12 protein-coding genes and 1 pseudogene are annotated in these 14,745 nt (G+C 45.0%); 4 read left to right on the top strand and 9 right to left on the bottom strand.

From position 1 onward, the window contains the following. Positions 1–35 precede the first annotated feature (35 nt). Together ACFGVS_RS12255 and ACFGVS_RS12250 are read right to left on the bottom strand one after the other, a co-directional pair. Positions 36–944, bottom strand: a complete 909-nt coding sequence (locus ACFGVS_RS12255) for a helix-turn-helix domain-containing protein (protein ID WP_439698837.1) — start codon at positions 942–944, stop codon at positions 36–38. 121 nt (positions 945–1,065) lie between these two features. Then, positions 1,066–1,830 carry an SDR family NAD(P)-dependent oxidoreductase gene (locus ACFGVS_RS12250; RefSeq protein WP_439698836.1) on the bottom strand — a complete coding sequence of 255 codons (765 nt, stop codon included), beginning with the start codon at positions 1,828–1,830 and terminating at the stop codon, positions 1,066–1,068. Between the two features lie 277 nt (positions 1,831–2,107). Here ACFGVS_RS12250 and ACFGVS_RS12245 point away from each other — a divergent pair, with 277 nt between their 5' ends. Both ACFGVS_RS12245 and ACFGVS_RS12240 read left to right on the top strand, forming a co-directional pair. After that, positions 2,108–3,433 (top strand): vanadium-dependent haloperoxidase, encoded by a 1,326-nt coding sequence (locus tag ACFGVS_RS12245; protein ID WP_439698835.1) that lies wholly within the window; start codon positions 2,108–2,110, stop codon positions 3,431–3,433. A gap of 14 nt (positions 3,434–3,447) precedes the next feature. After that, positions 3,448–5,490, top strand: a complete 2,043-nt coding sequence (locus ACFGVS_RS12240; protein ID WP_439698834.1) for a glycosyl hydrolase family 95 catalytic domain-containing protein — start codon at positions 3,448–3,450, stop codon at positions 5,488–5,490. A 265-nt stretch (positions 5,491–5,755) separates the two neighbouring features. On the opposite strand, the gene treF is transcribed toward ACFGVS_RS12240, so the two are convergent. After that, on the bottom strand, positions 5,756–7,348 hold the full coding sequence (gene treF, locus ACFGVS_RS12235; RefSeq protein ID WP_439698833.1) for an alpha,alpha-trehalase TreF: 1,593 nt from the start codon (positions 7,346–7,348) through the stop codon (positions 5,756–5,758). A 210-nt stretch (positions 7,349–7,558) separates the two neighbouring features. Between treF and ACFGVS_RS12230 the strand changes: the two genes are divergently transcribed. Both ACFGVS_RS12230 and ACFGVS_RS12225 read left to right on the top strand, forming a co-directional pair. Beyond that, complete coding sequence (locus ACFGVS_RS12230) at positions 7,559–9,292, top strand: glycoside hydrolase family 13 protein (RefSeq protein WP_439698832.1); 1,734 nt, start codon at positions 7,559–7,561, stop codon at positions 9,290–9,292. 295 nt (positions 9,293–9,587) lie between these two features. Then, positions 9,588–10,061 carry a carboxymuconolactone decarboxylase family protein gene (locus tag ACFGVS_RS12225; RefSeq protein ID WP_439698831.1) on the top strand — a complete coding sequence of 158 codons (474 nt, stop codon included), beginning with the start codon at positions 9,588–9,590 and terminating at the stop codon, positions 10,059–10,061. A gap of 511 nt (positions 10,062–10,572) precedes the next feature. Here ACFGVS_RS12225 and ACFGVS_RS12220 read toward each other — a convergent pair. The 6 genes and pseudogenes from ACFGVS_RS12220 to ACFGVS_RS12195 form a co-directional block, all read right to left on the bottom strand. Then, positions 10,573–11,010, bottom strand: a pseudogene (locus ACFGVS_RS12220) (zinc-binding dehydrogenase); the annotation flags it as partial. 431 nt (positions 11,011–11,441) lie between these two features. Next, positions 11,442–12,026, bottom strand: a complete 585-nt coding sequence (locus ACFGVS_RS12215) for a Crp/Fnr family transcriptional regulator (protein WP_439698830.1) — start codon at positions 12,024–12,026, stop codon at positions 11,442–11,444. 99 nt (positions 12,027–12,125) lie between these two features. Beyond that, positions 12,126–12,737: a hypothetical protein gene (locus tag ACFGVS_RS12210; RefSeq protein ID WP_439698829.1), complete on the bottom strand. Its 612-nt coding sequence runs from the start codon at positions 12,735–12,737 to the stop codon at positions 12,126–12,128. 138 nt (positions 12,738–12,875) lie between these two features. Further along, entirely contained in the window at positions 12,876–13,232 is a 357-nt protein-coding gene (locus ACFGVS_RS12205) for a VOC family protein (protein ID WP_274212173.1), read from the bottom strand. Between the two features lie 56 nt (positions 13,233–13,288). Then, positions 13,289–13,726, bottom strand: coding sequence for a VOC family protein (locus ACFGVS_RS12200; RefSeq protein WP_439698828.1), 438 nt, complete (start codon positions 13,724–13,726; stop codon positions 13,289–13,291). A 330-nt stretch (positions 13,727–14,056) separates the two neighbouring features. Next, complete coding sequence (locus ACFGVS_RS12195) at positions 14,057–14,743, bottom strand: DUF2461 domain-containing protein (protein ID WP_439698827.1); 687 nt, start codon at positions 14,741–14,743, stop codon at positions 14,057–14,059. Between the last annotated feature and the right edge of the window lie 2 nt (positions 14,744–14,745).

Genomic DNA, 14,745 nt, shown 5'->3' with positions numbered 1-14,745 from the left:
GTATACCCAAATAAAAAGCAGGCAAATATTTTTTCCTATGATCTGAACGCCACAGGGGTAAACGATGTTTGTTTTTTAAAGTATTTAGAAAAATGTGCAGGGTCATCATAACCCAGTGCATAGGCAATTTCGCTTACGCTCCAATGGGTTTGTTTCAACAATATTTTAGCCTCCTGTATTATCCTGTTACCAATAATTTCGGTTGTGGTACTGCCTGTAACCTCTTTTAGTACCTTGTTCAGGTGATTAACATGCACAGCCAGGCGGTCGGCATAATCTTTGGCGGTTCGTAAACCAAGTTTTTGGTGTGGCGGCTCAAGCGGGAATTGCCGTTCCAGCAATTCGATAAACAAGGAAGATATCCTTTCGGATGCGTTTTGCGCGGTACTCATGGCCAACATGGGCTGTAGTTTTTGCCCGTAATGAATAAGTTCTAAAACCAGGGTACGTAAAAGGTCATATTTATATTGGTAATCGGCATCAAGCTCCCGCTGCATTTTCCTGAAAATGTATTCAATTTCGTTTATCTCTGTCTCGGAAACCTGGAAGACCGGTACCTGCCCCGGTTGAAATATGGGCAATTCATCCAACAATACGGCTGATTTGCCTGGCGAAAGAAAATCGGACGTGAAAATGCAAAACATACCGGTTTGGTTGCCGTCTTCGGGCAGCCAGCGATAGGGGATTTTTGGTGTGGCAAACAGCAGGGCGTTTTTCTGTATATCTATTACCTTATCGGCATACTCGGCCTTGCTTTTGCCTCTTAACCAGCTAATTTTGTAGTATGCCCTGCGGCTGTAAGGCATTATTCTTTCTCCGGTCGCTTTATCAAACAACTTTTCGGCTTCAAATACATTGAAATGGCCAAGCTCTTTACTCGTCCCACCGTGAAACGGCGCGCCGTTCCGGTGGTAAAAATCTTCGAGGGATGTAGTGGTAATCATGCTGCTTTCCGAAATTTAAAGTTAGCAATTAATGCATTGTTATCGGCAATTGCCATTATCGGCAGGTAAAAGCAGGGTACACTATTCAATCAGGTACTACCTGCTTTTTCATTGAGTTTTATTATACCAGCATGCCGCCCGAAGCTTCAATACGCTGCCCGTTTACCCACCGCGCATCTTCGGTACATAAAAAGGCCACTACGCCGCCAATATCTTCGGCCACAGCCGGCCGGCCTAATGCCGTTACCGAACTTACTTGTTTTTGTGTTTCTTCACTTGCCCGGAAATGCCCTCCGCCAAAATCTGTCATTACCGCGCCGGGTGCCACAGTGTTGGCCCTGATACCTCTTGAACCTAACTCTTTGGCAAGGTAACGGGTAAATACTTCAACCGCGCCTTTCATAGCAGCGTAAACCGACGATCGTGGAAAAGATACCCTGGTTAAACCGCTGGATATGTTAACAATGCCCCCGCCGTCATTCATCAGTGGGATTAAGCCTTGCGTTAAAAAAAAAACGCCTTTAAAATGAATGTTTAGCAGCTCATCAAAAAACTCGTCGGTAACCTCTTCAATCAATTTATATCCCCCGATGCCGGCATTATTAATCAAAAAATCAATGCGGTTTGCACCAAAAGTATTGGTTAAAATATCTTTAACCTGATCAGTAAAAGCGGCAAAGCTTTTAATGTCGCCGGCATTGAGTTGTAGCGTTGCCGCTTTTCTGCCGCTTTGTTGAATTTGGTTAACCACATCTTGCGCCTCTGCCAGTTTGCTGTTGTAGGTAAGTATCACATCAATACCCTTTTCGGCAAGCCGAAGCGCCATATCTTTACCTAAGCCCCGGCTGCCACCGGTTACTAAGGCTATTTTATTTTTACTCTCCATTTTGATAATTTTTATGACACAAAATTGCCATTATTAGCATTGCAATCGTTTGTAATAATCAATCCGTTACTTGTACAATTCAAATGATATTGATGCTGCAGCTTTGTAATGGTTAATTAAATTTGGGTAGCTTAAATTCCAGCAAAAAATCACATAAAAACCCCCTTTTTTATAGCGTAGTATAGCATATAAAAGCCTATATTAGCTGTCAATCAATGCAAAAAACAGCAGGATTATCCTCTTTGTCCGGCTTGTTTTTTAACCTATTTTATAATTTATGAGATCCTTTCTAATTTGTATTGCGGGCGGGCTATTTTTACTCTCCTCCTGCAAAAAGCCCGAGTACCAAAAAACAATGCACGATCCTGAACTGTACCGTGTTACCGTAAAGAAATTAAACGATATTGTGCTGGAGAACAACTTTCCGCCGGTTACTGCTTCACGTAATTATGTGTATGCCAATATCGCAGCCTACCAGGTTATCGCGGCCGGCGATCCGGCGCATTTCAGGTCGCTGTCCGGCCAAATCAAACATTTGCCGCCAACACCAAAGCCCTCAAAAGATACCACAGTTGATTACCAGTTTGCATCGCTGCTGGCATTTTGCTTTGTGGGTAATGCGGTAACGTTTCCGGAAGGCAGCATGGACCAGTATGTAGATGGGCTTAAACAAAAAGCAAAAGATGCCGGCATGCCCGACGATTTGTTTGAAGGATCGGTAAATTATGCCAATAAAGTGGCCAAATCTATCATGAAGTGGAGCAAAGGCGATAATTATTTAAAAACCCGGTCGGCAAGTAAATTTACGGTAAAACAGCAGGATGGCCGCTGGATCCCGACGCCGCCTATGTATGCCCAGGCACTGGAAGCACACTGGGGCGAGATAAGGCCAATGGTTTTGGATTCTGCGTCGCAATTAATCCCGCCGGATCCCCCGGCTTTTGACGTTAAAAACAAAAACGGAAGGTTTTACCTGCAGGCGCTTGAAGTAAAAAATATTGTTGACAGCCTTACCACCGAACAAAAACACCAGGCCGATTTTTGGGACGACAACGCATTTAAGCTGAACGTAGTGGGCCATGCCTCATTTGCCACCAAAAAGTTTTCGCCGGGAGGCCACTGGATGAATATTACCGGAACAGTTACCCGTGCCAAAAAGCTTGATTTTAATACCACAGTGAGTGTTTACACCGAAACTGCCATTGCTTTATTTGATGGTTTTATCAATTGCTGGTATTTAAAATACCGCTCAAACTACGTACGCCCCGAAACTATTATCACCAAATACATTAATGCTGATTGGCGGCCGTATATCCAAACCCCACCTTTTCCCGAATACAGCAGCGGGCACGCGGTAATATCATCGGCAGCCGCAGAGGTACTGACCAGCAAGTTTGGCGATAATTTTGCCTATACCGATTCGTCGGAGATGGAATTTGGGATAGCGCCGCTCTCCTTCAAGTCATTCAGGGAAGCCGCAAAGTCAGCAGCCATGTCTCGGGTGTTAGGTGGCATCCACTTTAAAAACGCCTGTGTTGTGGGCAATGAACAAGGTGCCGAAATTGGGCAGCTGGTGGTAAAAAAACTGCAATTAAAAAAATAATATATACGATATCGATGATGAATAAGCTATCAAAATGGCTCATGTTGCTGGCCTTTGTTGTTCCTGTTGCAGCAAATGCCCAGGGTGCCGACCCATGGACGGTTAAAGCAGACAAAATAGACCCGGCGAATTATTACGGCATCACCGTTGCCAACGGGATGATAGGTATTGTATCGGCACCTGAGCCTTTTAAGGTGAAAAATGTGGTGCTTGCAGGGGCATATGACCTGTACGGCAGGGGTAGGGTGAGCAATTTTTTAAACAGTTTTAACCTGCTGAACATGTACCTGGAGATTGATGGCCGCCGTATTGATGCCAAAAATATCAGCAATTTTAAGCAGGAATTGGATATGCAGCACGCCGCCTTTACCACCACGTTTGATTATGGTGATAAAGCAACCATCAAATATACTTACTATTCCCTGCGCCAACTGCCTTTTACCGTATTGATGGACGTAGCCGTTATAGCCAAAAAGGCCATCAATATTACATCGGCCAGCGTAATGGAGGCGCCGGATGCCTTAAAGGAAGTTCAAAACTATTATAACGAGATTGACAGGCCGCATGTAACCATCAGCCTGTTAACATCTACAGCAAAAAGCCCCACGGGCAAAATGCAGCTATGCGCGTCCACTTCGTTTTTATTTAACGAGCCCCATGGCCAGGAGCCACGGATTATCCACGAAATGTGGGATAATAACATGCACCTAATGAAATTTAGCAAAGCCGTTGCCGCCGGCGAAACTTATAAATACGCGGTTACGGGCTCATCCATAACGTCGGCACACCATGCTGATCCCTTAAACGAGGCCGAACGCCTCACTATTTTTGCCAAACTGGAAGGCCGCGACCGCCTGATCAAATTCCATAACAAAGCCTGGGATGATCTGTGGGCCAGCGATATCCAGATTGAAGGCGATGCGCAGGCGCAGCAGGATGTACATAGCATGCTTTATCATTTGTATTCGTTTTCGCGTGCAGGTACTGCTTACTCGCCGTCGCCCATGGGGCTTTCGGGTTTAGGTTATAACGGCCACATTTTTTGGGATTGCGATATCTGGATGTACCCAGCCATGTTAGTGCTGCACCCCGAAATTGCCAAATCTATGGTTGAATATCGTTTTGAACGGCTGGACGCCGCCCGTAAAAATGCTTTTTCGCATGGTTATAAAGGGGCTATGTTCCCCTGGGAAAGTGCTGATAGCGGGGTAGAGGAAACCCCCGTTTGGGCCTTGAGTGGGCCGTTTGAGCACCATATTACTGCCGATGTTGCCCTGGCTGCCTGGAATTACTATTGCGTAACCCAGGACAAACAATGGCTGCGCGAAAAAGGCTGGCCCATACTATCGGCCACCGCTGATTTTTGGTCGAGCCGGGTTGAACGTAACGGCCCCGGGCGTTATGATATCAAAAACGTAGTGGCCGCCGATGAGTGGGCCGAAAATATTGATAACAATGCCTTTACCAATGCTGCCGCCATTGCCAACCTGCAAAACGCTGCCGCCGCTGCCAAAATATTGGGCGAAAAAGCGGATGCCGACTGGCAGCTGGTAGCGCAAAATATCCCCATCCTGAAAATGGACAACGGCGTAACGCGTGAACATGCCACCTACAATGGCGAAGGTATTAAGCAGGCAGATGTAAACCTGCTGGCCTATCCGCTAAAAACAATTACCGATGCCGGCCAGATTAAAAAAGACCTGGAATACTACGAAACCCGTGTACCCAACGAAGGAACCCCGGCCATGACCCAGGCAGTTTTTGCCCTGCTATACGCCCGCCTGGGTAACGGTGATAAAGCATATCATTTTTTTAAGGATGCTTACGAGCCAAACCTTAACCCGCCATTCCGCGTAATTGCGGAAACCAAGGGAGGTACCAATCCCTATTTTGCAACAGGCGCTGGTGGTATTATCCAAAGCTTACTCATGGGTTTTGGCGGGTTGGATATAATCCCCACAGGTATTACACAGGTTAAAAGCAAGCTGCCATCCAATTGGAAATCGCTAAAGATAACCGGCGTTGGCATTAACAAAGCGACTTATATAATAAAGTAAAAGACAACTTTAGATGCAAAAATTAGCAGACTTACGAAGTTTTTTAAACTTCGTAAGTCTTTTGTCGCTTTGTAATTGTTCTCATAATCAATTTCTCTCTCGCGGGGTTAGCATAGCGTAACCCGTGAGTAAATCTGGAGTAAGCTTCCAGCTTACGTTTACCAAATTGTAAATACACTTAATTTGAACGCGGTGCAGCTAAAAGCTGCGGCCAGATTGTGTCACGAGTTGAAACCTCGCGACTGACGAATAATATATACAATTATCAATTCTGATTTTCCGGCAAATCTTTGCTTTCATGTTCGGTATCAATATGGTACCGGTTAATCAGGTGCAGCAGCACGCCGTTGGTCCAGCCGAAGCCATCCTGCAGGGGATACTCGCCGCCGCCCGCGGTAAGTTTGGTGTCAACTACATTATATTTTTCCAATAGCTTTCCGGTCTGCTTAAACACCCTGATGTTTAGCCTTAACCATCGTGTGGCAATTTCTTTGGCCAGGATGTTGTAGTGGTAGTTTTCCAGACCATCAATGGCCATGTACTGTAATGGCGCCCAGCCATTTGGGGCATCCCATTGCTGGCCAGAAAAGTTAAGGGTGGTAACCAATCCACCAGCTTTCAGGAAGTTGTTCTTTAATCCTTCGGCAACCAGGCGGGCTTGCTCATCAGTAGCAATTTTAAACTCCAGCGGAAACTCGGCTGCCAGGGTAGGTATGTTTGATAGCTGGTTTAGCTGCCAGTTATAATCATCAAACCAACCTGTTTTTTGGTTCCAGCAGTACTTTAAAATGGCGGCTTTACGGCGGGCGGCCCTTTCACGGTATAGCTTGGCCAGCTTGGCGTTTTGAATTTGGTTAAGGCTGCGGGCTATGGTAAGTTCAAGGTTATAAAGCAAACAGTTCAGGTCGACCGGTACCAGGCTGGTGGTTTGTATGGTTGGCAGCTTGCCCGACGCATCAAACCAGCGCGTGCTGAAATCCCAGCCCGAGGCTGCTGCCGCCCTGATGTTGTGGTAAAACTGGGGTAGGGGCTGTTTGGTTTCTTTACCGGCGGTTACATCCTGCACAAATGATTCCTCGCGTGGCTGGTCGCTCTCGTCCCAGTAGCGGTTCAAAAGTTCGCCGCCAGCCATTTTCACAACCCTGTGCGAGGCCTGGTTAGCAGCCAAACCTTTCCAGCCCTGCATCCAGTACTCATATTCTCTCATCAACTGAGGCCTGAAATGGACCAATACTTTCTCTCCTTCGTTTTTTGCCAGCAGGTTTACCATCATGGCAAAAAATGGCGGCTGCGACCGGGTGAGGTAATAAGCCCGGTTACCGTTGGGTATAAAACCATATTTATCAATCAGGTAAGCAAAATTCTCGACCATGTTATGAATCACTTTTACCTGGTGACTTTCCTGCAGGCCCAGCATGGTAAAGTACGAATCCCAGTAGTAAATCTCCCTGAACCTGCCACCCGGTACTATATAGGGGTTTGGCAAAGCCAGTGATGACGAAAATGGTTTGGCCTCATCGGGCCGGCGCTGTAAAACATGCCATAAAGTGTCAATATGTTTGCGGATGCCCGCCTCAATATCTGTTTGAAATGAGTTATGGCTAACCGGCATATCAAAATGTGCCAGTACAAATGTTTTAATATCAAAGCCGGGTTTATCCTTTTCGTCCTGGTAGGCTTTCATGATCATGGCCGGATCCTGTTTGGGTACAGCATCTACAAAAGTTTTATTATCCGGAAAAATCTGGCCAAGCTGAACAGCCTCAAACAAGCCCGGAAACTGTTGCCGCGGTGTTAGCGTTTGTGCTTTAACGCCAAGGGTAAAAAATAAAAACGCGAGTAAAAAAAGTCTTCTCATTTAACGTATTGATGTGCCTTTTTTAGGATAAGGCAATTGGTTTATAATAATGTATAAATTTAATGTTTTTAAGTATAAATGTGTATTGTTAACACTATTAATTTGCTGTGTTTTTTAAACATATTTTGTAGCATGCATAAAATGTTATAACTTGAACATTATTACCAGGAACGCCAATTTAACCTGCTGCTGTTTAGTTATTTGCTCATCATGAAAATTTTTAACACGCTTATCATAAGTGCTGCCTTTTTGCTATTGGGCAGTAATTACAGCTGTGCCCAAAACAACCTGCCCAGTAAAGATAGCCTTGTTCGTAAATGGTGGAAAGAGGCTGTGGTTTACCAGCTTTATCCGCGCAGTTTTAATGATGTGGATGGCGACGGCATTGGCGATTTAAAAGGAATAATTACCAAACTTGATTACATCAAAAGTTTAGGGGTTGATGCCGTTTGGCTTAACCCGATATATGGGTCGCCAAATGATGATAACGGTTACGATGTGAGCGACTACCGCGACATTATGAAAGATTTTGGCACCATGGCCGATTTTGATGCCATGCTCAAAGGCATGCATGCCCGTGGTATAAAACTGGTGATGGACCTGGTGGTAAACCATAGCAGCGATGAACACGAATGGTTTAAAAAAAGCCGCAGCTCGCGCAACAGCCCTTACCGCGAATATTACCATTGGTGGAATGCCGAAAAAGGCAAACCGCCTTACCGTTACAGTCTTTTTGATGTAAACCATGATGCGTGGCGGTACGATTCGCTTACTAATGCCTATTACCTGCATTATTTTTCGCGCAAGCAGCCCGATCTTAACTGGGAAAACCCTAAGCTAAGGCAGGAAGTATATGATATCATGAAGTTTTGGGGCGACAAAGGCATCGATGGTTTCAGGCTGGATGCTTTCCAGTTTGCGGCAAAAGATACCACCTTCCCGGCTTTCCCAAATGGGTTTGAAAAAAACTTTACCCAATATTACGGCATGCAGGGCAACCTGCACGGTTACCTGCAGGAGATGAACCAGCAGGTTTTGAGCAAATACAATGTAATGAGTGTGGCCGAAGGCGCCGGCAATACTTTTGAAGATGCACACAATTTGGTTGATGCCGACAGGAATGAGTTGAATATGGCTTATGCGTTTGAAGCAGTAGACATAGCCAAGCCCGAGGGTTATAGCGTGTTGCGTTTAAAGCAGATATTTACCAAATGGGATAGCGCGTTTGCTGCAAAAGGATGGTTATCCATTTTCCTGGCCAATCATGACCAGGCAAGACTGGTTACCCGGTTTGGTAATGATAGCCCGGAGTTTAGGGAGGTATCATCAAAAATGCTGACCACCTTTTTAATGACCATGCGCGGTACCCCTTATTACTATAATGGCGACGAACTGGGAATGACCAACGCCGGATTTAGTAAAGCTGAAGACTATCGTGACGTGCAAACCCTGAACGAATACCAGCGCCAGAAAAGCCTGGGCACCGATATGCAAAAGTATTTACAGCGCATGAGTTTTGAAAGCAGGGACAATAGCCGCACACCATTTCAATGGAACAACCGCAAAAATGCCGGTTTTTCGACCGGAAAACCATGGATTGCTGTAAATCCCAATTACACCACTATTAATGTAGCTGCCCAGGAAAAAGATGCCAATAGTACCCTTAATTATTTCAGGAAGGTTGTAAAACTGCGTAAAGACAACCTGGTGCTGGTATATGGCAAATATACGTTGCTTGATGGCCAAAACGACGACACTTACAGCTATACCAGGGAACTGGATGGTAAAAAATTGCTGGTATTATTAAATTTTACGAGCAAGGCCGCCACAACCAACACCGGGGTAGATTTTAGCAAAGCCAGTGTTTTATTGGGTAACTATCCCCAATCTTCAACAAACGGAACGCTTAAACCTTATGAAGCGGTAGTTTACGAACTGAAATAAAGTATTTGAAATCAGTTATTTGATTGCCCATGGCAGCGATTATGGCGGCCATGGATTTTATGTGATTATACGTAATGGCGGGGTCTCCGTTGCAGCCCTTTAGAAATCTATAAACTCCACACAAATTTATTGGATAATCACCATCGCCTTTGCCGGTGTCATGATTATAGCTCCAGGTATTGGAAAACAGGTGGATGTAATTAATTGGGGATAGCCATATTTTTTTAAGGATATGTCCTATTCCGTACATCTCAATCGCTATTAGGGCATAAGTAAAACATCAATAAATAACACCATGAAACAACGACTTAATGTTTTTGAAAAAGGCCAGGGCGCTATGAAAGCTTTGTATGGTTTGGGCATTTACCTGGCTAAATCGCCGGTTGAGCAACCACTTTTAAATTTAATTTATTTCAGGGTATCGCAGGTTAACGGTTGCGCCTATTGCCTGGATATGCACTCGAAAGATTTACGTGCCAATGGAGAAACCGAACAACGCCTGTATATGTTAAATGCCTGGCGGGAAGCCCCTTTTTATACCGACCGGGAACGCGCTGCATTGGCATGGGCCGAAGCTTTAACAAGAATTGCAGGTGGCCCCGTACCCGACGAAATTTACGCGGCAGCCCGTGAACAGTTTACTGAGGAGGAATTGGTTGATTTAACTTTGGCTGTTATCACCATTAACAGCTACAACCGCGTTAACCTTGCATTCCCTAATGTGGCTGCTGTTGGTACGTACAAAGTTGGCGCGCACGCTGTTCAATAAATTTGCAAAGCATAAGGAGCAAATTTAATACCTTAATTAAATAAGCCCGGTTATTATCTTTTGAAGATACCCGGGCTTATAAATACAATTCAAATCGGCGGTCATCCGGTTTTTGGTTTACGCCTTAAAAACCTGGGCACTAATTTTTTAGCCCTTGCCGAATTCCGAAATTTCAGGACGATAACCGACCAAGCGGCAATCAATAATGCAGCAATCATAGCGTTGTTGTTAAAGTGTTAGTGAATGAGATAATGAGATACGGAAGCTTTTAGCGTATTAATTTGAAAATCAATACATTATTGCCTTGTTTTTTTGCTTCTGTAATAACGGGATAGCATCAAATGGTTACAACCAGGCGTTGCCCGTCCGGTACATCTAAATTCCAAAGTTCGGCAATGTCTTCCAGGGTAACGGTGATAGTATCCACTTTGAGTTTTCCTTCGGCTGCAAGGGCAAACATTTCGGGTAGTATACCGGTAAAAAGCTGGCCAACCTCCTGCTTTGACCATGCGCCAAGCCCCGACCCGGTGAGCTGAAGATCGACGCTCCTTAAATTGGCTGCGGAGAGCTGTATGATATCGCCCGCCATGCTGCCAACCGATACATACCGTACCTTGTTTGTAAATGAACCATCGCCCTTTAAACAAGCAAGTATCATTTCGGCGGTGTGGCCCCACAGGTAATCTATAATAATGTCAATAGGTGTCTGTGAATGGATGGCTTTAATACGGGCCTTAAATTGTTCATCATCCTGCAAAACAGAAACCGCCTCATCGCCACCCATCATGAGCAAGTCATCAAGCGATTTTTGATTTCTGCCGGTTACAATCACTCTTTTTGCGCCATAATGTTTGGCAATTTGCACGGCTACCCGGCCTGTAAAACCGGTAGCGCCATTTACCAGTACCACATCGCCCGGCTTAATACCGGCTTTAAACCGTAAGCCCATTGCCGCGCCTATTACGGCGTTAGGCAAGGCTGCTGCTGCCGCATCATCAAGTCCATCGGGTATTTTTACTATCCGGTCTTTGTTAATGGTCGCTTTTTCGGCCAGCATACCACTCACACCCATGCCATAAACCCGGGTTCCATCTTCCAGCAGGCAAACGCCATCGCCTCCAATTACCCGGCCGCTTGCCGCAGGCGCATCACTTGAATAGTGTTTGCCGGTGGCACGCCCCTTATCAAAGTGTTTAATGGCCACGGCTTTTACCGTTACCAATAGCTCATCGCTATTTTGAATTGCCGGTTCTGGAAAATCAACATATTGAGGTAGTTCCCCTTTTTGATACATTACTGCTGCTTTCATCTTTTTATTTTTTTGTTAAGACAAAATTAGCCCGCAACGTAGCACCGCAACGATAACATATGTTATCAAGTTCAGAAATGTAATTTGCCTTTTGCAAGCTTGCTTTTAATGCGGCTTAAGTGTACTTTGCTGATACCCAGGTATGATGCGATGTAATGTTGCGGTACCCGCTGCACAATATGAGGTCTTTCGTTCAGCAGTTTTTGATAACGCTCTTCGGGCGTATCCCTGATGAAAGAAACAAGTTCATTAATGTAATGGGATTGCCTGGCGGCAGATAACCGAAGGGTTAATTGTGCAAAATCGGGCTCCCGGCTTAGTTCATCCATCAATTGAGTTACGTATTGTTTGGGAAGCAAATAAACTATGGAAGGCTCTATCGTTTCAACAGTGAACGCGCTTGGCGTATTATTGACAAAACTTTCGAGCGAAGCGAGGCCTTCATCCTCAAAAAAAAATTGTACAGTTTTGTCATCCCCCTTGTTGTAAAAAAAAGCGCGTACACAGCCTTTTTCAATAAAAATATAATTTTGTGATACCTTTCCTTCTTCCAGCAAAATGGTTTTTGCCGGTAGCTCCAGCCGTTTCTGATATTCCAGGTACTTATCCCAAAAAGGATTCAATTGAGGGAACTTATTTTTGAAATGGAAAATCATAACCTGTATAATTAATATGCTAAGATAAGTCCCCTTCCTATAAAACAGAGATATTAAAAAAAAACGAAGTTTGAAACTCGGCATTAACGATCAAGAAGGTCAAAGAGCCATTTGCGGCAGATAGCCGGCACTAAACGCGTTGACCGTTGATCGGGGTGTGAGTACAGTAACCTGTTCCGCCTTTATTGGTAAGCCTGGTTTTTCATACCCGGCAGGCGTCCAATGATAAAACTGGTTACCGGCTACAAGATAAGGCTCGTTATCAATCTGGATAAATGTACCATCGGGCAGGGACTGTATATCTGCTTCAAAAGTTACTTTGTCGCCATCTTTATCTATCCTTTGTTGGTGAATGATCTCATCAATTTTGCTGATAGCTGTTTTTTTGTCGAACCCATATTCGGGATTGCCCTTAAGCCAGGCTGTTTTAAACTTGTTGGCATCATCGCGGCGGCATTCAAAACAGGGGCGGTGACCGGCGGCAAAAGCGGTGGCCTCATCCAAAAAGAACAGTTCTGTCCACAACCCCGGCGACATCACCTCGCGATGCCTGCCTTTAAACTGCAACAGGCAGGTAATCCAGGCCTTTAACTTAAAGGGGCGCAGTATGGTTTTGGTATTGCCATGCAACTGACCACGGTTACCTATCCAGGCACCACGTGCACTGGTTTTGATAATATCGCCATGAGGGTTTACACGGTTTTGCAGCATGTTGTATACGTATATAGAAGCTAAAAGCAGAATGCACAAAGCTTAAAGCTAATGGATTGATCGATAGATGTTATGTAAATTTTACCCAAAAAGCCTTTTTTGCTTTTAGCTTTCTGCCTTCCGTTTTCAGCTCCTTCGCTAATCGCACTCAATGTTATGGCCTACCCGCAAAATGTGCCCATCGGGATCTTTTACCAGCATCTCGCGCATAAACCAGGGTTTATCTTCGGGGGGCGATAAAATTACAGCGCCTTTTTCTTTAATAGCTGCATAATATTCATCCACATTATCAACATTGAGGCAAAGCCATGTTCCGGCATGGCCCTGGTTGCCTTTGCAAAAAAAGATGGTTGTATTGCCAACCAGTACACCTCCAAATGTAGGGATATCGTCCCATGTCCACTGTTCTTCAAAGCCCAATACCTGGGTATAATAAGCCAGGCTGCGCGAAACATCGTCGGAATAAAGCACGGGGATAACGGATTCTATTTTCATGAGGAAAGGATATTTATATAAATATACTATGTTTTATCGATAGAGCTCTAACCGCATCATACCGTGTTATTACTCTTGCTCCAGTCCGAATATTTAGTCTCCTCCGGTACGTCTGTCGGGCTTTCAAAATCCAGGTTATAGCCGTCGTGATCCTTTATGGTAACTACCCACATGTTGTTTCCAACAAAAGGCTCATTGGGTTTAAGGCCTTGTTCCACAAACTCGTGATATAATGCCAGCGCATCCTGGCACTGAAAGCAAACAGATACCCCAAAACCGCGCCCGTGCATGTCCTTATGCAGGGTTTGCAGCATGAGCGCACCACCGCCACGTTGAAGCCAGCACCATTCTATTTTATCTTTTGGTACCCATTGATTAACCAGTGTAAAGCCTAACCCTTCCACATAAAAGTGTAATGAGCGCTCCATTTCAGTGATCATGAAAAAAGGTACCGCTTGTGTAATGTTTGGGACTTTGATGGTTTGATTGGCCATGGCGGGGACGGTTAATTGAGGTGTGTATCACAAAGTTAAGGTGTGGGATTGGTTTTAGCAATGATAGTTTTGGGGGAGAGTAACGTATATCGTATGGCGGCTACGACTCACCCATGACGAGTTAAAAAACGGAAGTCATCCCGAACTTGTTTCGGGATCCCACAGGACAGGTGACCCGCATGAAGTTAACTTAGCATGTGGGGTGCCGAAACAAGTTCGGCATGACATCGGGGGGACGTTGTCATTACTCCTTCAGAATCTGCAAAATTTCACGACTCAGCCCAACAAATCTTTAAAAAACATTATTCAAGCATAGCCAGCACTCACGCCCTAATCAATCACCCCATTAATATCAGTCACCAGTACCTCGCTCATGTAATCTAAAAACGGGCGCATATCCCGTAATGCCTGGCAAATACTTTCAAAAAAGCCGGCACTCAAAAATTCCTCGTCGGTAAAGCGGTGCACAACAAGGTATTGCTTGTACCGCAACAAGTCGATAGCTTCATGGTCGGCAGGATAACCTTTTGGTGCGGTTTTTACAGTTTCACCACGCAGCGTACCAAAGCTTTTGATAAAAGCTGCGCTGTTGAGGATATTGCGCAAGGGCTTAGCATCAAAAGCGATGTCATCCCTGATGCGTTTTAAATCTTGCGGATTAGGCGCCCAAAAACCGCAGGCAATAAAGGCATTCCCGGTCTCAAAATGGTAATAGTACCCGCCGCGCCTGTATTTGGTGGCACGCCTGAAACTGCCGCTCCAATTGGTTTTATAAGGCGTTTTATCTTTACCAAACCGGGTGTCGCGGTAAATGCGGTGCATGCTTTTTTTACCGGTTGGCGTTTCAATAACATCGTGCAGGTTTAAGTTGGCCAGTATGGCATCTACAAAACCCTCCACAAAACCAAGCTGTTGCTGGTAAAACTCCTTGTGCGCGGTAAACCATTCCCGGTTATTGTTATTTTTCAGGTCGTTTAAAAAGTCGATAGCAGAAACGGGCAATACAGGTTGGCTCATGC

This window comes from Mucilaginibacter sediminis (assembly GCF_051903035.1).
GTDB lineage: Bacteria > Bacteroidota > Bacteroidia > Sphingobacteriales > Sphingobacteriaceae > Mucilaginibacter.
Note: the sequence above shows the minus strand (reverse complement) of the source record. Positions and strands in the feature narration are given on the sequence as shown.